This window comes from Shigella sp. FC1567, assembly GCF_001743015.1.
GTDB classification, from domain to species: Bacteria; Pseudomonadota; Gammaproteobacteria; order Enterobacterales; family Enterobacteriaceae; genus Escherichia; species Escherichia coli.
Window position 1 is genome coordinate 12,936 of sequence record NZ_MIIV01000199.1, and the last position, 19,934, is coordinate 32,869.

The following is a 19,934-nucleotide window of genomic DNA, read 5'->3' on the forward strand; positions in this document are numbered from 1 at the left end:
TTACGGGAAGGTCAAGCCGCAGACACAATTTAATCGACAATAATGGTCGTCGCCTCGCTCGCAGTGTGCTAACGTTTATCTTCTTTAAGCCCCTGGTAGAAGCAATGAAGACGTTTTTCAGAACAGTGTTATTCGGCAGCCTGATGGCCGTTTGCGCAAACAGTTACGCGCTCAGCGAGTCTGAAGCCGAAGATATGGCCGATTTAACGGCAGTTTTTGTCTTTCTGAAGAACGATTGTGGTTACCAGAACTTACCTAACGGGCAAATTCGTCGCGCACTGGTCTTTTTCGCCCAGCAAAACCAGTGGGATCTCAGTAATTACGACACCTTCGACATGAAAGCCCTCGGTGAAGACAGCTACCGCGATCTCAGCGGCATTGGCATTCCCGTCGCTAAAAAGTGCAAAGCCTTGGCCCGCGATTCCTTAAGCCTGCTTGCCTACGTCAAATAATCCCTGATACCTTTTTGTAGAAATATTGACCGTGCATCCGCGGTCAATGTTAGCTATTATGTTGCGCCCTTTTTTTACGGGTGTTAACAAAGGAGGTATCAACCCATGGCCGAAAAAAAACAGTGGCATGAAACGCTACACGACCAGTTTGGGCAGTACTTTGCGGTAGATAACGTTCTGTATCATGAAAAGACCGATCACCAAGATCTGATCATTTTTGAGAACGCTGCATTTGGTCGCGTAATGGCGCTGGATGGCGTAGTACAAACCACCGAGCGCGACGAGTTTATCTATCATGAGATGATGACCCATGTTCCGCTACTGGCCCACGGTCACGCGAAACATGTGCTGATTATCGGCGGCGGCGACGGTGCCATGCTGCGTGAAGTAACCCGACATAAAAACGTTGAGTCAATCACGATGGTAGAAATCGATGCGGGTGTCGTGTCGTTCTGCCGTCAGTATCTGCCCAACCATAACGCCGGTAGCTACGACGATCCGCGCTTTAAGCTGGTGATCGACGATGGCGTCAATTTCGTTAATCAAACCAGCCAGACCTTTGATGTCATTATCTCCGACTGCACCGATCCTATCGGTCCCGGCGAAAGTCTGTTCACCTCAGCATTTTATGAAGGCTGCAAACGTTGCCTGAATCCTAGCGGTATCTTCGTCGCACAAAACGGCGTCTGCTTTTTACAGCAGGAAGAAGCCATCGACAGCCATCGCAAACTCAGCCATTACTTCAGCGACGTTGGCTTTTATCAGGCGGCGATCCCGACCTATTACGGCGGTATCATGACTTTTGCATGGGCGACAGATAACGACGCCTTACGCCATCTCTCAACCGAAATTATTCAGGCGCGTTTTCTCGCTTCTGGCCTGAAATGCCGTTATTACAATCCGGCAATCCATACGGCAGCTTTTGCCTTACCTCAGTATCTGCAAGATGCACTGGCTTCACAGCCGTCCTAAGGAGAAGATAAGAAATTGAAAAAACTGAAACTGCATGGCTTTAATAATCTGACCAAAAGTCTGAGTTTTTGTATTTACGATATCTGCTACGCCAAAACTGCCGAAGAGCGCGACGGTTATATTGCTTATATCGATGAACTCTATAATGCCAACCGTCTGACCGAAATCCTGTCAGAAACCTGTTCCATTATCGGGGCCAATATTCTTAACATCGCCCGCCAGGATTACGAACCACAGGGTGCCAGCGTCACTATTCTGGTGAGTGAAGAACCGGTTGACCCGAAACTCATCGACAAAACAGAACACCCCGGCCCACTGCCAGAAACGGTCGTTGCCCATCTCGATAAAAGTCATATTTGCGTACATACCTACCCGGAAAGCCATCCTGAAGGTGGTTTATGTACCTTCCGCGCCGATATTGAAGTCTCTACCTGCGGCGTGATTTCTCCGCTGAAGGCGCTGAATTACCTGATCCACCAGCTTGAGTCCGATATCGTAACCATTGATTATCGCGTGCGCGGTTTTACCCGCGACATTAACGGTATGAAGCACTTTATCGACCATGAGATTAATTCGATTCAGAACTTTATGTCTGACGATATGAAGGCGCTGTATGACATGGTGGATGTAAACGTCTATCAGGAAAATATCTTCCATACCAAGATGTTGCTTAAAGAGTTCGACCTTAAGCACTACATGTTCCACACCAAACCGGAAGATTTAACCGACAGCGAGCGCCAGGAAATTACCGCTGCGCTGTGGAAAGAAATGCGCGAGATTTATTACGGGCGCAATATGCCAGCTGTTTAACGGCTCTGGCGGAGCTCCAGGCTCCGCCAGATTTATTTACTTCTGCTGCACGAAATTGCGGTAAGCCGCCACGACCTGCAGAAAATCCTCAACGCCGCATAGCGACAGGCTTTCTTCGTCGTAGTAGTTCATCCCCTCTTCCATTTCATCGCCAGCGAATTCCAGTTGATTGGCGCGAACCATCACCTCTTCACCGTCCATCCACAGGGTGTATTCATGCCCTGCCCGTTGCCAGGACCGTTCGCTACCTTTCAGTGCGTGCGCTGCTTGTTCCACTTCATCAAGCAAGGCCAGGTTTTCTTTCACCTCTTCATTAAACCAGTGCCCGACCACTTCATGCCCCATGGACATACGCACCTTTACCACTCCGGTAATATCGCGCAGAAATTCGTAATCCATAGTGTGTTCCTCTGCTCCCGGCAATGCGCCGAAATCGCATTGCGCCATTGATGTAATTATCGCAGCCTTACCGGAGAAAAACAGCGGAACGGCGATGGTTTAGAAATAAAAAATGCCCGGGAATCTCATTCACCGGGCATTGTGTCGTTTATGCGCAGCGCGTGCGCTTACTTATTACACCGCAGTCTGGAAAATCACCCCATCGGCTTTTTCGGTGTACTGAGAAAGTTGGTTGAAGTTCAGATAACGATAAGTATCAACGGCAGTTTTATCTACTTGCGCAACGTAGGTCTGGTACTCTTCCGGCGTCGGCAGTTTGCCAATCAGCGCCGCAACAGCCGCCAGTTCTGCAGAAGCCAGGAAGACATTCGCGCCAGTCCCCAGACGGTTCGGGAAGTTACGGGTAGAGGTGGAAACCACCGTCGCACCGTCTGCTACACGCGCCTGGTTACCCATACACAGAGAACAGCCCGGGATCTCGATACGAGCCCCGCTCTTACCGAAGACGCTGTAGTAGCCTTCTTCAGTCAACTGTGCGGCGTCCATACGGGTTGGCGGTGCCACCCACAGGCGGGTCGGCAACTGGCCTTTATGCGCATCCAGCAGTTTACCCGCAGCACGGAAGTGACCGATGTTAGTCATGCAAGAACCGATAAATACTTCGTCGATCTTCTCGCCCTGTACCGCAGACAGCGGACGCGCGTCATCCGGGTCGTTCGGAGCACACAGGATTGGCTCTTTAATATCCGCCAGATCGATGTCAATCACTGCCGCGTATTCCGCATCTGCATCTGCTTCCAGCAGCTCAGGATTCGCCAGCCATTTTTCCATGCCCTGAATACGACGTTCCAGGGTACGACGATCGCCGTAACCTTCCGCGATCATCCACTTCAGCAGGACGATATTAGAGTTAAGGTATTCGATGATTGGTTCTTTGTTCAGCTTGATAGTACAACCAGCGGCAGAACGCTCAGCGGACGCATCGGTAAGCTCAAAGGCCTGCTCAACTTTCAGATCCGGCAGACCTTCAATTTCCAGAATGCGGCCAGAGAAGATGTTTTTCTTGCCTTTCTTCTCAACGGTCAGCAGACCTTGTTTGATGGCATACAGCGGAATGGCGTGTACCAGATCGCGCAGGGTGATGCCCGGCTGCATTTTGCCTTTGAAGCGCACCAGAACGGATTCCGGCATATCCAGCGGCATTACGCCTGTTGCGGCTGCAAATGCCACCAGACCAGAACCCGCCGGGAAAGAGATACCGATCGGGAAACGGGTATGGGAGTCACCTCCGGTACCGACGGTATCCGGCAGCAGCATACGGTTCAGCCAGGAGTGGATTACGCCGTCACCCGGACGCAGCGACACACCGCCACGGTTCATAATGAAGTCCGGCAGCGTGTGGTGCGTGTTCACGTCAACTGGCTTCGGATACGCCGCGGTGTGGCAGAAAGACTGCATCACCAGGTCAGCCGAGAAGCCCAGGCACGCCAGGTCTTTCAGTTCATCACGGGTCATCGGGCCGGTAGTGTCCTGTGAACCTACAGAAGTCATTTTCGGTTCGCAGTACGCGCCCGGACGAATGCCTTTCACGCCACAGGCACGGCCTACCATTTTCTGCGCCAGCGAGAAGCCGCGATCGCTCTCAGCGACATCTTTCGCCTGACGGAACACATCACTGTGCGGCAGACCAAGTGCTTCACGCGCTTTGGTGGTCAGGCCACGCCCGATAATCAGCGGGATACGGCCGCCAGCACGCACTTCATCAATCAGCACGTCGGTTTTCAGTTCGAAGGTCGCCAGCAGTTCGCCTGTTTCGTGGTTACGCACTTCACCTTTGTACGGGTAAACGTCAATCACGTCGCCCATGTTCAGGTTAGAGACGTCGACTTCGATTGGCAGTGCACCCGCGTCTTCCATCGTGTTAAAGAAGATGGGTGCAATTTTACCGCCGAGGCACAAACCACCGCCGCGTTTGTTCGGCACATGTGGAATATCATCGCCCATAAACCACAGAACGGAGTTCGTGGCGGATTTACGCGATGAACCCGTACCCACAACGTCACCGACGTACGCCAGCGGGAAACCTTTCTGTTGCAGAGCTTCAATCTGTTTGATCGGGCCAACAACACCTGGCTGGTCTGGCTCAATACCTTCACGGGCGTTTTTCAGCATCGCCAGCGCGTGCAGTGGGATATCCGGGCGCGACCACGCATCCGGTGCCGGAGAAAGGTCATCGGTGTTGGTTTCGCCAGTGACTTTGAAGACGGTAACGGTCAGTTTTTCAGCCAGCGCCGGGCGATTCAGAAACCATTCGGCATCCGCCCAGGACTGCATTACCTGCTTCGCATATTCGTTGCCTGCTTTCGCTTTCTCTTCTACGTCATAGAAGTTATCGAACATCAGCAGTGTGTGAGAAAGTGCTTTGGCAGCGATCGGTGCCAGTTTGGCATCATCCAGCGCGTCGATCAGCGGATGAATGTTGTAACCACCCTGCATGGTGCCCAGCAGTTCGATGGCTTTTTCCGGAGTCAGCAGAGGGGATTTGGCTTCGCCTTTCGCGATAGCAGCCAGGAAGCCTGCTTTGACATAGGCGGCTTCATCGACGCCAGGGGGAACACGGTTGGTTAACAGATCTAACAGGAATTCTTCTTCGCCCGCGGGCGGGTTTTTCAGCAGCTCTACAAGTGCGGCCATTTGGTTTGCATCCAGGGGTTTGGGCGCAATCCCCTCAGCGGCACGCTCAGCTACGTGCTTACGGTATTCTTCTAGCACGACGGTTCTCCTCGCTCTCATTGTCATAGTGCGGCAGGCGATTCTCTTCACGCTCCTGTGAGACAGCAGTTTGTAGGGTAAATGCCCAGTACCGCAACGGGCAGAATAGCAGGATTTTGACGACGTGTTAATCTGTTTACAAAAAAGCAACATAAAAAAGTGGCTGAATCGTTAAGGATGGTCTAGAGATTGTTTCCCTCCGTAAAAACTTCGTTAATTCGCATGGTGATAATCACCTTTCTCAACGAATCCCAAGATTAGTCAAAATTTAAACTACCGCCTCTTTATACTCGGATTAACAGCACCTGCGGGTGGCAGTTCGCCGACCATTGCGATTTCCTTGAGATCCGAATTATGAAAATGACTTTGCCGTTTAAACCCCATGTGCTGGCACTAATTTGCAGTGCCGGGCTTTGTGCCGCCTCTGCCGGGCTATATATAAAAAGCCGCACAGTGGAAGCGGCTGTGGAAACGCAATCGACACAACTGGCTGTGTCTGACGCTGCCGCGGTTACGCTTCCTGCAACGGTTTCCGCGCCTCCCGTAACACCCGCCGTCGTTAAATCCGCATTCAGCACTGCACAAATAGATCAATGGGTCGCGCCCGTCGCGCTGTATCCCGACGCCCTACTTTCGCAGGTGCTGATGGCATCAACCTATCCGGCAAACGTTGCTCAAGCAGTGCAATGGTCGCACGATAATCCACTTAAACAAGGCGATGCTGCTATTCAGGCGGTATCTGACCAGCCGTGGGACGCCAGCGTTAAATCACTGGTGGCCTTTCCACAATTGATGGCATTGATGGGCGAAAACCCGCAATGGGTGCAAAACCTGGGCGATGCTTTTCTGGCGCAGCCGCAGGACGTGATGGACTCGGTACAGCGATTGCGGCAACTGGCGCAACAAACCGGTTCGCTGAAGTCATCAAACGAACAAAAAGTTATTACCACAACGAAGAAAGCTGTACCGGTAAAACAGACAGTCACGGCACCCGTCATACCATCCAATACCGTTTTAACTGCCAGCCCCGTCATTACAGAGCCTGCAACAACCGTCATTTCCATTGAGCCCGCCAATCCTGATGTGGTCTATATTCCCAACTACAACCCAACCGTGGTTTACGGGAACTGGGCCAATACTGCGTATCCGCCGGTTTATCTGCCACCACCAGCCGGAGAACCGTTTATTGACAGCTTTGTGCGCGGATTCGGCTATAGCATGGGTGTTGCTACCACGTACGCACTATTCAGCAGCATCGACTGGGATGACGACGATCATGACCATCATCATCATGACGATGATGATTATCATCACCACGATGGCGGTCATCGTGACGGTAATGGCTGGCAACACAACGGCGACAACATCAATATCGACGTCAACAATTTCAACCGTATCACCGGTGAGCATCTTACTGATAAGAATATGGCATGGCGGCACAATCCAAACTACCGTAATGGTGTGCCCTATCATGATCAGGATATGGCAAAGCGGTTTCATCAAACCGATGTCAACGGCGGAATGAGTGCCACGCAGCTACCTGCTCCAACACGCGACAGCCAGCGTCAGGCGGCAGCAAGTCAGTTTCAGCAACGAACACACGCCGCCCCCGTCATTACACGAGATACCCAACGTCAGGCAGCGGCACAGCGGTTTAATGAAGCTGAACACTATGGGAGCTATGACGACTTCCGCGACTTCAGCCGTCGCCAACCCCTGACCCAGCAACAAAAGGACGCCGCTCGTCAGCGTTATCAGTCAGCTTCTCCTGAGCAGCGCCAGGCAGTTCGCGAGAGAATGCAGACTAACCCGCAGATCCAGCAGCGAAGAGAGGCAGCGCGTGAGCGCATTCAGCCCGCCTCGCCTGAGCAGCGCCAGGCAGTCCGCGAGAAAATGCAGACTAACCCACAGATCCAGCAGCGAAGAGACGCAGCGCGTGAGCGTATTCAGTCAGCCTCGCCTGAGCAGCGCCAGGTGTTTAAGGAAAAAGTACAGCAGCGCCCACTGAACCAACAGCAACGTGATAACGCCCGCCAGCGTGTTCAATCAGCATCACCTGAACAACGTCAGGTTTTTCGGGAGAGAGTTCAGGAGAGCCGCCCACAACGTCTAAACGACAGTAACCGTACTGCCAGATTGAATAACGATCAACGGTCAGCAGTACGCGAACGTCTCTCTGAGCGCGGAGCAAGGCGACTGGAAAGGTAAATTACAGACGTAAAAAAAGCGGCGTGGTTAGCCGCTTTTTTAATTGCCGGATGTTCCGGCAAACGAAAAATTACTTCTTCTTCGCTTTCGGGTTCGGCAGGTCGGTAATGCTACCTTCGAACACTTCTGCCGCCAGGCCCACAGACTCGTGCAGAGTCGGGTGCGCATGGATGGTCAGCGCGATGTCTTCAGCGTCACAACCCATTTCGATTGCCAGGCCGATTTCACCCAGCAGCTCGCCGCCGTTGGTACCGACAATCGCACCACCGATCACACGGTGAGATTCTTTGTCGAAAATCAGCTTGGTCATACCGTCTGCGCAGTCGGAAGCGATAGCACGACCAGAAGCAGCCCACGGGAAGGTGGCGGTTTCATAGCTGATGCCTTTCTCTTTCGCTTCTTTCTCAGTCAGACCTACCCATGCAACTTCTGGTTCGGTATAGGCGATAGACGGGATAACTTTCGGATCGAAGTAGTGTTTTTTACCGGCGATAACTTCAGCGGCAACGTGACCTTCGTGAACACCTTTGTGTGCCAGCATCGGCTGACCAACGATATCGCCGATAGCAAAGATGTGCGGTACGTTGGTACGCAGCTGTTTGTCAACGCGGATGAAACCACGGTCGTCCACTTCCACGCCAGCTTTGCCTGCGTCGAGGTTTTTACCGTTCGGCACACGACCAATCGCTACCAGCACGGCGTCGTAACGCTGCGGTTCAGCGGGTGCTTTTTTGCCTTCCATCGTCACATAAATACCGTCTTCTTTCGCTTCAACGGCGGTAACTTTGGTTTCCAGCATCAGGTTGAATTTCTTGCTGATACGCTTGGTGAAGACTTTAACGATGTCTTTGTCAGCTGCCGGGATAACCTGGTCGAACATTTCAACCACGTCAATCTGTGAACCCAGCGCGTGGTATACGGTGCCCATTTCCAGACCGATGATACCGCCACCCATTACCAGCAGGCGTTCTGGTACTTCTTTCAGTTCCAGCGCGTCAGTGGAGTCCCAGATACGCGGATCTTCATGCGGAATAAACGGCAGTTGGATCGGGCGAGAACCCGCTGCAATGATCGCGTTGTCGAAGTTGATCACGGTTTTACCGTTCTCACCTTCAACTTCCAGGGTGTTAGCCCCGGTAAATTTACCCAGACCGTTGACCACTTTGACTTTGCGGCCTTTCGCCATACCAGCCAGACCACCGGTCAGCTGATTGATCACTTTCTCTTTCCAGGTACGAATCTTGTCAATATCGGTTTTCGGTTCGCCGAAGACGATACCGTGTTCAGCCAGCGCTTTGGCTTCTTCGATAACTTTTGCTACGTGCAGCAGTGCTTTAGAAGGGATACAGCCGACGTTCAGGCAAACACCGCCAAGGGTGTTGTAACGTTCTACGATTACGGTTTCCAGACCTAAATCAGCGCAACGGAAGGCAGCGGAGTAACCTGCGGGGCCTGCCCCAAGTACCACGACCTGAGTTTTGATTTCAGTACTCATCATGACCTCTATATATTTATCTCCGGCGGTCATACCCGTCGTCTTTCAGGCCGCAGCGGCGTTAGCTTCACGCCCTCACCCCAGTCACTTACTTATGTAAGCCCCTGGGGATTCTGGCGCTTGCTACCTTGCTGCACCCAGAAATCCATAGGGTATGTGAAGTAATACCCTAACCACCACCGGGTCGTTCTATCCGTCGGTATTTTACAAAATTGTTAACAATTTTTAAACAACAAACGGCAACCGATTTGTCTATTCGCTAATAACCTCAATACATTCATGAGATTACCAGAAAAAAGCCGGCCGTTGGGCCGGCTCTTTTACTTACATCACCAGACGGCGAATGTCAGACAGCGTGTTGTTAATGATGGTAATGAAACGGGCACCATCAGCACCGTCGATCACGCGGTGGTCGAAGGAGAGAGAAATCGGCAGCATCAGACGCGGCACGAACTCTTTACCATTCCACACCGGCTCCATCGCGGACTTGGAAACGCCGAGGATAGCCACTTCCGGCGCGTTCACAATCGGCGCGAAGTGGGTAGTACCCAGGCCGCCGATGCTGGAGATGGTGAAGCAACCGCCCTGCATTTCGCCCGCAGTCAGCTTACCGTCACGCGCTTTCTTAGAAATAGTCATCAGCTCGCGAGACAGCTCGATGATGCCTTTCTTGTTGACGTCTTTGAATACCGGAACAACCAGACCGTTCGGGGTATCCACCGCCACACCGATGTTGATGTATTTCTTCAGGGTCAGACGCTGACCGTCTTCCGACAGCGAACTATTGAAGCGAGGCATCTGCTCAAGAGCTGCAGCAACGGCTTTCATGATGAAGACAACCGGGGTGATCTTCACATCCAGCTTACGTTTCGCCGCTTCTTCGTTCTGCTGTTTACGGAACGCTTCCAGCTCGGTGATATCGGTTTTGTCGAAGTGGGTAACATGCGGGATCATCACCCAGTTACGGCTCAGGTTAGCACCAGAAATTTTCTGGATACGGCCCAGTTCCACTTCTTCGATTTCACCAAACTTGCTGAAGTCCACCTTCGGCCACGGCAGCATGCCTGGGATACCGCCGCCAGTCGCCGCCGGAGCTGCTTCTGCACGTTTGATAGCTTCTTTCACGTAAGCCTGAACGTCTTCGCGCAGGATACGACCTTTACGGCCAGTGCCCTTCACTTTCGCCAGGTTAACACCAAACTCGCGTGCCAGACGGCGGATCAGCGGAGTCGCGTGAACATAAGCGTCGTTTTCAGCAAATTCAGATTTGCCTTCCGCTTTCGCAGCTGGTGCTGCTGCCGGGGCTTCAGCTTTTGCTGCCGGTGCCGGCGCTGCCGCTTCCTGTTTCGCAGGAGCTGCCGCAGGCGCTGCGCCTTCAACTTCGAAGATCATAATCAGCGAGCCAGTTTTCACTTTATCGCCAACGTTGACTTTCAGTTCCTTCACGACGCCTGCAAACGGCGCCGGAACTTCCATAGAAGCTTTGTCGCCTTCTACGGTGATCAGTGACTGTTCAGCGGCAACTTTGTCGCCCACTTTCACCATCACTTCAGTCACTTCAACTTCGTCACCGCCGATATCCGGAACGTTAACTTCTTTCACGCCAGCTGCTGGTGCAGGGGCCGCTGCCGGAGCCGCTTCCTGTTTAGCCGCCGGAGCTGCCGCGCCTGCTTCACCCGCGACTTCGAAGACCATAATCAGCGAGCCGGTAGACACTTTGTCACCCACGTTCACTTTGATCTCTTTCACGGTGCCAGCAAACGGAGCCGGAACTTCCATAGAAGCTTTATCGCCTTCTACGGTGATCAGCGACTGTTCAGCTTCAACTTTATCGCCAACTTTCACCAGGATTTCGGTCACTTCAACTTCGTCGCTGCCGATATCCGGAACGTTAACGTCTTTTGCCGCCGCAGCCGCGGGTGCTGCTGCCGGAGCTGCTTCTTTCTTCTCTTCTGCCTGAGCAGGTGCAGCGTCTGCTGCACCGTCGGCGGAATCGAAAATCATAATCAGTGCGCCGGTCTGGGTTTTATCGCCAACAGAGACTTTGATCTCTTTAACGATACCCGCCTGCGGAGACGGAACTTCCATAGAGGCTTTGTCGCCTTCTACGGTGATCAGCGACTGTTCGGCTTCAACTTTGTCGCCCACTTTGACCAGGATCTCGGTGATTTCAACTTCATCAGCCCCGATGTCCGGTACTTTGATTTCGATAGCCATTATTCTTTTACCTCTTACGCCAGACGCGGGTTAACTTTATCTGCATCGATGTTGAATTTGGCGATTGCGTCAGCAACCACTTTCTTATCGATTTCGCCACGTTTAGCCAGTTCGCCCAGCGCCGCAACCACGACATAAGAAGCATCAACTTCGAAGTGGTGACGCAGGTTCTCACGGCTGTCGGAACGACCGAAGCCATCAGTACCCAGTACGCGGTAGTCGTCAGCCGGTACGTAAGTACGGACCTGCTCAGCGAACAGTTTCATATAGTCGGTAGATGCCACTGCCGGAGCGTCGTTCATCACCTGAGCGATATACGGAACGCGCGGAGTTTCCAGCGGATGAAGCATGTTCCAGCGTTCACAATCCTGACCATCACGCGCCAGCTCGGTGAAGGAGGTCACGCTATAAACGTCAGAACCTACGCCGTAATCTTTCGCCAGGATCTCTGCCGCTTCACGGACGTGACGCAGGATAGAACCGGAGCCCAGCAGCTGAACTTTACCTTTGCTACCTTCAATGGTTTCGAGTTTGTAGATACCTTTACGGATACCTTCCTCAGCACCTTCCGGCATTGCCGGCATGTGGTAGTTTTCGTTCAGCGTGGTGATGTAGTAGTAAACGTTCTCTTGTTTTTCACCGTACATACGCTCCAGACCGTCATGCATAATGACAGCAACTTCGTAAGCGTAAGCCGGGTCGTAAGAGATACAGTTCGGAATAGTCAGCGACTGAATGTGGCTGTGACCATCTTCATGCTGCAGACCTTCTCCGTTCAGGGTGGTACGACCGGAAGTACCGCCGATCAGGAAGCCACGCGCTTGCTGGTCGCCAGCCGCCCAGCACAGATCGCCAATACGCTGGAAGCCGAACATCGAGTAATAGATGTAGAACGGGATCATCGGCAGATTGTTGGTGCTGTAAGAGGTCGCCGCTGCCAGCCAGGAACAACCTGCGCCCAGCTCGTTGATCCCTTCCTGCAGAATCTGACCTTTCTCGTCTTCTTTATAGTAAGCAACCTGCTCGCGGTCCTGCGGGGTGTACTGCTGACCGTTCGGGCTGTAAATACCAATCTGACGGAACAGACCTTCCATACCGAAAGTACGCGCTTCGTCGGCGATGATCGGTACCAGACGATCTTTGATCGACTTGTTCTTCAGCATTACGTTCAGGGCACGAACGAAAGCGATAGTGGTAGAGATCTCTTTGCTCTGCTCTTCCAGCAGCGCGCCGAAGTCTTGCAGGCTCGGCAGCTCAAGCTTCTCGGTGAAGTTCGGCTGACGGCTTGGCAGATAACCGTGCAGTTTCTGACGCTGTGCGTGCAGATAGGTATGCTCTTCAGAACCTTCCGGGAAGGTGATGTACGGCAGTTTTTCGATATCTGCATCAGACACCGGCACATTGAAACGGTCGCGGATGTGACGCACGCCGTCCATGTTCATTTTCTTAACCTGGTGCGCGATGTTTTTACCTTCAGCCGCGTCGCCCATGCCGTAACCTTTAATGGAATGAGCAAGGATTACTGTCGCTTTGCCTTTGGTTTCCTGCGCTTTCTTGAATGCAGCGTAGATTTTCTTCGGATCGTGACCACCACGGTTCAGTGCCCAGATCTGCTCGTCAGTCCAGTCTGCAACCAGTGCTGCGGTTTCAGGATATTTACCGAAGAAGTGTTCACGAACGTACGCACCATCTTTCGATTTGAAGGTCTGGTAGTCGCCGTCAACGGTTTCGTTCATCAGCTGGATCAGTTTACCGCTGGTATCTTTACGCAGCAGTTCATCCCAACGGCTACCCCACATCACTTTGATCACGTTCCAGCCAGCACCTTCGAAGATGCCTTCCAGTTCGTTGATGATCTTGCCGTTACCGGTGACCGGGCCGTCAAGACGCTGCAGGTTACAGTTGATAACGAAGACCAGGTTATCCAGTTTTTCACGGGTAGCGATGGTGATCGCACCTTTGGATTCCGGTTCGTCCATTTCACCGTCGCCGAGGAACGCGTAAACGGTCTGTTTAGAGGTATCTTTCAGGCCACGGTGTTCCAGATATTTCAGGAATTTAGCCTGGTAAATAGCACCAATCGGCCCCAGCCCCATAGATACGGTCGGGAACTGCCAGAATTCCGGCATCAGTTTCGGGTGCGGATAGGAAGAGAGGCCATTGCCGTGAACTTCCTGACGGAAGTTATCCAGCTGCTCCTGAGTCAGACGACCTTCCAGGAAAGCACGAGCGTACACGCCCGGGGAGATGTGGCCCTGGAAGTAAACCAGGTCGCCGCCATCCTGCTCGTTGCGTGCACGGAAGAAGTGGTTAAAGCACACATCATAAATGGTTGCGGAAGACTGGAAGGACGCCATATGGCCGCCCAGTTCGAGGTCTTTTTTCGACGCACGCAGCACCGTCATGATGGCGTTCCAGCGGATAGCTGAACGAATACGGCGTTCCAGTTCCAGATTACCCGGATACTCCGGTTGTTCTTCAACGGGGATGGTGTTGATGTAGTTGCTGATACCTGTGCCTGCGGCTACGTTTACACCGCCTTTGCGGGCTTCAGCAAGCAGTTGGTCGATCAGATACTGAGCACGCTCAACACCTTCTTCACGGATGACCGATTCGATCGCCTGGAGCCAGTCGCGAGTTTCGATCGGATCCACGTCATTTGGGAAACGTTCTGACATGGGTTATTCCTTATCTATCTAATAACGTTGAGTTTTCTGGAACCTGTCCCATTGAACTCTCGCCGGAAAGCTCAATAAGACAGGTTCTACGTTTAGTTGCCGCGCTTTTATATGCGCTTGATTTACAACATCTTCTGGATAATTTTTACCAGTAAAATCACTAATTCTTTCGTTGCTCCAGACGACGCAGAGAACGCTCACGGCGGCTCTCTTCACGACTTCTGTCGAGCAAAATTTCTTCGATAAAGGCCAGATGGCGATGCGATGCTTCGCGCGCTTCTTCCGGCTTACCGGCCATAATCGCTTCAAATATGCGGGTGCGGTGACTACTCACCAGCGGCAGCATCTCGCGACGCGAATAGAGCAATTCGAAGTTCTGGCGGACATTCTGGGCCAACATCGGCTCCATACACCTTAGCAGATGAAGCAGAACCACATTGTGGGCCGCTTCAGTGACAGCAATCTGATACTGGAGTACGGCGTTTGATTCCGCGTCCAGATCGCCAGACTGCTGCGCCAGTTCTATGGCGTGATGGAGTTCACGGATGCGTTCCTTGTCTTCATCGGTACTACGCAGCGCGGCGTAATAAGCGGCGATACCTTCCAGGGCGTGTCGTGTTTCGAGCAAGTCATACTGTGACTCAGGATGGTCGGAGAGCAGCTCCACCAGCGGATCGCTGAAGCTTTGCCATAGGCTGCTCTGGACAAAAGTGCCGCCACCCTGGCGACGAAGCAACAAGCCCTTCGCTTCGAGACGTTGAATCGCCTCACGCAAGGAGGGACGGGAGACGTCAAACTGTTTTGCCAGTTCGCGTTCCGGTGGGAGTTTTTCGCCCGGGCGGAGAGTGCCTTCGAGGATCAAAAACTCCAGTTGCTGCTCAATCACATCGGAGAGTTTTGGTTGGCGGATTTTGCTGTAGGCCATGAGTTCCTGTCTTAAGCCACTTGCTGAAGTCAATTGGTCTTACCAATTTCATGTCTGTGACGCTAAAGTAACAAAGTATTCACCTTATGTCCATACAGGTTTTGATTGAAATCATGAAACTGTGCACATTTTAACAACTTGACATATATAACGTTTCAAAGTTGTAACTATGCACAAATGTAGACTTTACGTAGGAAAGGGATTTTTTAACGATTATTAAACTATAAAAATCCGAATTGAACCGATTCACTTACCAATTTTGTGATTTTTAATTCAATTAAAACGAATTTAAATTCATTCTACATATTGAGAGGGGTTGAGGCTGAGCTTTACAAACGGTTTCTTTTTAAGCAACTCATCTTCAACCATGCATAAAGCGGGTGCATTCGCTGCCGCATACCATTATTCTTGATCTGACGGAAGTCTTTTTGTAACAATTCAAACTTCTTTGATGTAAACAAATTAATACAACAAACGGAATTGCAAACTTACACACGCATCACTGCGTAGATCAAAAAAACAACCACCGCACGAGGTTTCATGATGGAAGGTCAACAGCACGGCGAGCAGCTAAAACGCGGCCTTAAAAACCGCCATATTCAGCTTATCGCGCTGGGTGGCGCGATAGGGACCGGGTTATTCCTGGGTAGCGCCTCCGTAATACAGTCCGCAGGGCCAGGGATTATCCTGGGTTACGCCATTGCTGGTTTTATCGCCTTTCTGATCATGCGTCAGCTGGGTGAAATGGTGGTCGAAGAACCTGTCGCAGGCTCCTTTAGCCACTTTGCTTATAAATACTGGGGCAGTTTTGCCGGTTTCGCCTCTGGCTGGAACTACTGGGTACTGTACGTTTTAGTTGCCATGGCTGAGCTGACTGCCGTGGGTAAATACATTCAGTTCTGGTATCCGGAAATCCCCACCTGGGTTTCTGCCGCCGTATTCTTTGTGGTGATTAACGCCATCAACCTGACCAACGTTAAAGTGTTTGGCGAGATGGAGTTCTGGTTTGCCATTATCAAAGTTATCGCTGTGGTAGCGATGATCATCTTCGGCGGCTGGCTGCTATTCAGTGGCAACAGCGGCCCGCAGGCGACCGTTAGCAACCTGTGGGATCAGGGTGGTTTCCTGCCGCACGGCTTCACCGGGCTGGTGATGATGATGGCAATTATCATGTTCTCGTTCGGTGGTCTGGAACTGGTGGGGATCACCGCAGCAGAAGCTGATAACCCGGAGCAAAGTATACCGAAAGCAACTAACCAGGTTATCTACCGCATCCTGATTTTCTATATTGGTTCGTTAGCCGTTCTGCTCTCACTGATGCCGTGGACCCGCGTTACCGCCGATACCAGTCCGTTTGTGCTGATCTTCCACGAGTTAGGCGATACCTTTGTGGCGAATGCGCTGAACATCGTGGTACTGACTGCGGCGCTCTCCGTGTACAACAGCTGCGTATATTGCAACAGCCGTATGCTGTTTGGTCTGGCACAACAGGGTAATGCGCCAAAAGCGCTGGCGTCTGTCGATAAACGTGGTGTACCAGTAAATACCATTCTGGTGTCTGCACTGGTAACGGCGTTGTGCGTACTGATTAACTACCTTGCCCCAGAGTCCGCTTTCGGACTGTTAATGGCGCTGGTGGTATCTGCACTGGTAATCAACTGGGCGATGATTAGCCTGGCGCATATGAAATTCCGTCGCGCCAAGCAGGAACAAGGCGTGGTAACTCGCTTCCCTGCTCTGCTTTATCCGCTGGGTAACTGGATCTGCCTGCTGTTTATGGCGGCGGTACTGGTGATTATGCTGATGACCCCAGGAATGGCGATTTCGGTATACCTGATCCCGGTATGGCTGATCGTGTTAGGTATCGGCTATCTGTTTAAAGAGAAAACCGCCAAAGCCGTAAAAGCGCATTAATCTCTCTACGCCCTCACCCGTACAGGGTGAGGGCAATAATCTTTACACCAACGCCCCGTAAATCGTCAGTAGTGCAATCACCACCACGACCACGAACGAGGTTTTCTTCGCCATTGAAACCGCTGCCTTCGGCGTCTCCACCTTATCGACATGCGGTTCACGCGCCAGAGAGAACTGCGCCAGACGCGTTAACACCTGATACTGCGAAGTATGGAAGTCACCCAGCGAAGCAAACCAGGCCGGTAACGCTTTCTCCCCATGACCGATCAAGGCATATACCACACCCGCAAGACGAACCGGCACCCAATCCAGTACATGAAGCACGGCATCAATGCCGGACTGTAAACGATGATGCGGCGTCTGGTATCGCGCCAGCCAGTATTGCCATGCACGCAAAAACGCATACCCCATCAGCGTAACGGGTCCCCAGATTCCCCCCACAATCAACCAGAACAGCGGAGCAAGATAAAAACGAAAGTTAATCCACAGCAATGCATTTTGCAGCTCACGCAAATACTCACGTTCATCGCAGCCTGCCGGGACGCCGTGAATCATGGTGAGTTCGCCAGCCATCGTGACACGGGCATGGCTATCATTACGTGAAGCAGCTGTCAGATAAGCATGATAATGAAGACGAACTTTACCTGCGCCAATACACAGCAAACCAATCAGCAGCCACACCAGCAGCGTGGGAACGTTGAACAATACTCCCTGCAATGCGCGTAACAGTAAAAAAGTCACGCCCATCGCAATAATGGTCATGCCTAACGTGCGCCCGAGAGAAAAATGTTTCACCCGCCGAAAGAACGCTTCAAGACGATGATCAAGCTGCCAGTGCTCGCCCAACTTAAACAGGCGCTCGAAAATTAACACCAGTAAGGTTGTAAATAGCGTCATGTTGTCTCCTTGCTGACCAGCGCACGAAACCGCGCCCAATCAAATGCAGGGCCGGGATCGGTTTTCCGATCCGGCGCAATATCACAATGGCCCGTCATGTTATTAGCGATATCTGGATAGCGATCAATCAGTGCCCGCGTAACCGCCGCAAGCTGTTGATACTGCGCATCGGTATACGCCAGCGTATCGGTGCCTTCAAGCTCAATCCCAATAGAAAAATCATTGCAGCGTTCGCGCCCCTGATACTGAGAGACTCCCGCATGCCATGCACGTTTATCGAAAGGAACATACTGGACTATTTCACCATCACGGCGAATCAAACAGTGAGCGGAGACGCGCAAATGGGCGATCTCAGCAAAGAAAGGATGTGCCTGCGGATCAATAGTTCCAGTGAATAATGCGTCGATCCACGGACCGCCAAACTCGCCTGGCGGCAGGCTAATATTGTGCACCACCAGCAGGGTGGGTGTTTCGTCATCCGGGCGGCAATCGTAATGTGGTGAGGGAACGCGGCGCGCGCCAACCAGCCACCCCTGTTCTAACAACATGCAGGATCTCCTTATATGTGGTGCTAATACCCGGTTCAGAGTAGCATGTTTCTACCTTATGATTCGTTAGCTATCTGGAGTTTTAACATGCCGCCTCGCCGCTATAACCCTGACACCCGACGTGACGAGCTGCTGGAACGCATTAATCTCGATATCCCCGGCGCGGTGGCCCAGGCGCTGCGGGAAGATTTAGGCGGAACAGTCGATGCCAACAATGACATTACGGCAAAACTTTTACCGGAAAACTCTCGCTCTCATGCCACGGTGATCACCGCGAGAATGGCGTATTTTGCGGCAAACGCTGGGTTGAAGAGGTGTTTATTCAACTGGCAGGCGACGATGTCACCATAATCTGGCATGTGGATGACGGCGATGTCATCAACGCCAATCAACCCTTGTTCGAACTTGAAGGCCCATCCCGCGTGCTGTTAACGGGCGAACGCACTGCGCTTAATTTTGTGCAAACCCTTTCAGGAGTTGCCAGTAAGGTACGCCACTATGTCGAATTACTGGAAGGCACCAACACGCAGTTGTTGGATACGCGCAAAACCTTACCTGGCCTGCGTTCAGCTCTGAAATACGCGGTACTTTGCGGCGGCGGAGCGAATCACCGTCTGGGGCTTTCTGATGCCTTCCTGATCAAAGAAAATCATATTATTGCCTCCGGCTCAGTGCGCCAGGCCGTCGAAAAAGCGTCCTGGCTGCACCCGGATGCGCCAGTAGAAGTCGAAGTAGAGAATCTGGAAGAACTTGATGAAGCCCTGAAAGCAGGAGCCGATATCATCATGCTGGATAACTTCGAAACAGAACAGATGCGCGAAGCCGTCAAACGCACCAACGGCAAGGCGCTACTGGAAGTGTCTGGCAACGTCACTGACAAAACACTGCGCGAATTTGCCGAAACGGGCGTGGACTTTATCTCCGTCGGTGCGCTAACTAAACACGTACAAGCACTCGACCTTTCAATGCGTTTTCGCTAATTGCTGACAGATTTATCCGCTCCATCGCGGGCGGATAATCTCCCCTTCCCCAACTTTCTTCGTAACGCCTCGCAAATTTCTTGTCTTTCGCTGCAACGAAATAAAAAACCTCGGAAGCTGCTTTCCCGTTTCGTTTTTTGCCCCTCGCTTGTGCTGATGGCGTTTGCCAAAGTAGCGCCAACCAAATCAAGGAGCGAAACAGATGGACAAGCAACGCGGTTTTACACTTATCGAACTGATGGTGGTTATTGGCATCATTGCCATTTTAAGCGCCATTGGTATTCCCGCTTATCAAAACTACCTGCGCAAAGCTGCACTCACCGACATGCTACAAACCTTTGTGCCTTACCGTACCGCCGTAGAGTTGTGCGCGCTGGAACATGGTGGATTAGGTAATGACTCCAACTTACTGATAGTGTTTTATGTTCAGATAATGCCCGATGACCTTGTCATGCAGCTCCACCGATTTTGAGAACGACAGTGACTTCCGTCCCAGCCTTGCCAGATGTTGTCTCAGATTCAGATTATGTCGCTCAATGCGCTGAGTGTAACGCTTGCTGATAACGTGCAGCTTTCCCTTCAGGCGTGATTCATACAGCGGCCAGCCATCCGTCATCCATACCACGACCTCAAAGGCCGACAGCAGGCTCAGAAGACGCTCCAGTGT

At 52.1% G+C, this 19,934-nt stretch carries 14 protein-coding genes and 2 pseudogenes; 7 read left to right on the forward strand and 9 right to left on the reverse strand.

Annotation, left to right across the window (positions count from 1 at the left end; genetic code table 11):
- Positions 1-104: 104 nt before the first annotated feature.
- From BHE85_RS12825 to speD, 3 genes are all read left to right on the forward strand, one after another.
- Positions 105-452 carry a YacC family pilotin-like protein gene (locus tag BHE85_RS12825; RefSeq protein ID WP_001295568.1) on the forward strand — a complete coding sequence of 116 codons (348 nt, stop codon included), beginning with the start codon at positions 105-107 and terminating at the stop codon, positions 450-452.
- A gap of 105 nt (positions 453-557) precedes the next feature.
- Complete coding sequence (speE, locus tag BHE85_RS12830; RefSeq protein WP_000818420.1) at positions 558-1,424, forward strand: polyamine aminopropyltransferase; 867 nt, start codon at positions 558-560, stop codon at positions 1,422-1,424.
- A 15-nt stretch (positions 1,425-1,439) separates the two neighbouring features.
- Positions 1,440-2,234: an adenosylmethionine decarboxylase gene (gene speD, locus BHE85_RS12835; protein ID WP_000734287.1), complete on the forward strand. Its 795-nt coding sequence runs from the start codon at positions 1,440-1,442 to the stop codon at positions 2,232-2,234.
- 36 nt (positions 2,235-2,270) lie between these two features.
- Here the strand turns inward: speD and yacL are convergent, their stop codons facing one another.
- On the reverse strand, positions 2,271-2,633 hold the full coding sequence (gene yacL, locus BHE85_RS12840; RefSeq protein ID WP_000384306.1) for a protein YacL: 363 nt from the start codon (positions 2,631-2,633) through the stop codon (positions 2,271-2,273).
- 174 nt (positions 2,634-2,807) lie between these two features.
- On the reverse strand, positions 2,808-5,405 hold the full coding sequence (gene acnB / locus BHE85_RS12845; RefSeq protein ID WP_001307570.1) for a bifunctional aconitate hydratase 2/2-methylisocitrate dehydratase: 2,598 nt from the start codon (positions 5,403-5,405) through the stop codon (positions 2,808-2,810).
- A gap of 354 nt (positions 5,406-5,759) precedes the next feature.
- On the opposite strand from acnB, the gene BHE85_RS12850 reads away from it, so the two are divergent.
- Positions 5,760-7,613, forward strand: coding sequence for a DUF3300 domain-containing protein (locus BHE85_RS12850; protein ID WP_000784399.1), 1,854 nt, complete (start codon positions 5,760-5,762; stop codon positions 7,611-7,613).
- 70 nt (positions 7,614-7,683) lie between these two features.
- Here the strand turns inward: BHE85_RS12850 and lpdA are convergent, their stop codons facing one another.
- The 4 genes from lpdA to pdhR all read right to left on the reverse strand — a co-directional run bounded on the left by lpdA (position 7,684) and on the right by pdhR (position 14,928).
- On the reverse strand, positions 7,684-9,108 hold the full coding sequence (gene lpdA, locus BHE85_RS12855; protein WP_000102485.1) for a dihydrolipoyl dehydrogenase: 1,425 nt from the start codon (positions 9,106-9,108) through the stop codon (positions 7,684-7,686).
- A 324-nt stretch (positions 9,109-9,432) separates the two neighbouring features.
- Positions 9,433-11,325, reverse strand: coding sequence for a pyruvate dehydrogenase complex dihydrolipoyllysine-residue acetyltransferase (gene aceF, locus BHE85_RS12860; RefSeq protein ID WP_000963518.1), 1,893 nt, complete (start codon positions 11,323-11,325; stop codon positions 9,433-9,435).
- Between the two features lie 14 nt (positions 11,326-11,339).
- On the reverse strand, positions 11,340-14,003 hold the full coding sequence (gene aceE / locus BHE85_RS12865; RefSeq protein ID WP_000003812.1) for a pyruvate dehydrogenase (acetyl-transferring), homodimeric type: 2,664 nt from the start codon (positions 14,001-14,003) through the stop codon (positions 11,340-11,342).
- 160 nt (positions 14,004-14,163) lie between these two features.
- Positions 14,164-14,928, reverse strand: a complete 765-nt coding sequence (gene pdhR / locus BHE85_RS12870; protein WP_000331776.1) for a pyruvate dehydrogenase complex transcriptional repressor PdhR — start codon at positions 14,926-14,928, stop codon at positions 14,164-14,166.
- 540 nt (positions 14,929-15,468) lie between these two features.
- Between pdhR and aroP the strand changes: the two genes are divergently transcribed.
- Positions 15,469-16,842, forward strand: a complete 1,374-nt coding sequence (gene aroP, locus BHE85_RS12875) for an aromatic amino acid transporter AroP (RefSeq protein WP_000969917.1) — start codon at positions 15,469-15,471, stop codon at positions 16,840-16,842.
- 42 nt (positions 16,843-16,884) lie between these two features.
- On the opposite strand, the gene ampE is transcribed toward aroP, so the two are convergent.
- Positions 16,885-17,739 carry a beta-lactamase regulator AmpE gene (ampE, locus tag BHE85_RS12880; RefSeq protein WP_000172015.1) on the reverse strand — a complete coding sequence of 285 codons (855 nt, stop codon included), beginning with the start codon at positions 17,737-17,739 and terminating at the stop codon, positions 16,885-16,887.
- Complete coding sequence (gene ampD / locus BHE85_RS12885; protein ID WP_000923726.1) at positions 17,736-18,287, reverse strand: 1,6-anhydro-N-acetylmuramyl-L-alanine amidase AmpD; 552 nt, start codon at positions 18,285-18,287, stop codon at positions 17,736-17,738. Before ampD ends, ampE begins: the two co-directional genes overlap by 4 nt.
- An 87-nt stretch (positions 18,288-18,374) precedes the next feature.
- Between ampD and nadC the strand changes: the two are divergent.
- Positions 18,375-19,267, forward strand: a pseudogene (nadC, locus tag BHE85_RS12890) (carboxylating nicotinate-nucleotide diphosphorylase).
- 202 nt (positions 19,268-19,469) lie between these two features.
- A pseudogene (locus BHE85_RS12895) lies at positions 19,470-19,658 on the forward strand (prepilin-type N-terminal cleavage/methylation domain-containing protein); the annotation flags it as partial.
- A 15-nt stretch (positions 19,659-19,673) separates the two neighbouring features.
- Here BHE85_RS12895 and BHE85_RS12900 read toward each other — a convergent pair.
- Positions 19,674-19,934 (reverse strand): IS1 family transposase (locus tag BHE85_RS12900; RefSeq protein ID WP_000317683.1); only part of this gene is annotated, 261 nt, incomplete at its 5' end.

What these genes read in the sequence shown, in the direction of transcription:
- BHE85_RS12825 (WP_001295568.1), top strand. Translation starts at nt 105, where the DNA reads ATGAAGACGTTTTTCAGAACAGTGTTATTCGGCAGCCTGATGGCCGTT.
- speE (WP_000818420.1), top strand. Translation starts at nt 558, where the DNA reads ATGGCCGAAAAAAAACAGTGGCATGAAACGCTACACGACCAGTTTGGG.
- yacL (WP_000384306.1), bottom strand. Translation starts at nt 2,633, where the DNA reads ATGGATTACGAATTTCTGCGCGATATTACCGGAGTGGTAAAGGTGCGT.
- BHE85_RS12850 (WP_000784399.1), top strand. Translation starts at nt 5,760, where the DNA reads ATGAAAATGACTTTGCCGTTTAAACCCCATGTGCTGGCACTAATTTGC.
- lpdA (WP_000102485.1), bottom strand. Translation starts at nt 9,108, where the DNA reads ATGAGTACTGAAATCAAAACTCAGGTCGTGGTACTTGGGGCAGGCCCC.
- aceF (WP_000963518.1), bottom strand. Translation starts at nt 11,325, where the DNA reads ATGGCTATCGAAATCAAAGTACCGGACATCGGGGCTGATGAAGTTGAA.
- aceE (WP_000003812.1), bottom strand. Translation starts at nt 14,003, where the DNA reads ATGTCAGAACGTTTCCCAAATGACGTGGATCCGATCGAAACTCGCGAC.
- pdhR (WP_000331776.1), bottom strand. Translation starts at nt 14,928, where the DNA reads ATGGCCTACAGCAAAATCCGCCAACCAAAACTCTCCGATGTGATTGAG.
- aroP (WP_000969917.1), top strand. Translation starts at nt 15,469, where the DNA reads ATGATGGAAGGTCAACAGCACGGCGAGCAGCTAAAACGCGGCCTTAAA.
- ampE (WP_000172015.1), bottom strand. Translation starts at nt 17,739, where the DNA reads ATGACGCTATTTACAACCTTACTGGTGTTAATTTTCGAGCGCCTGTTT.
- ampD (WP_000923726.1), bottom strand. Translation starts at nt 18,287, where the DNA reads ATGTTGTTAGAACAGGGGTGGCTGGTTGGCGCGCGCCGCGTTCCCTCA.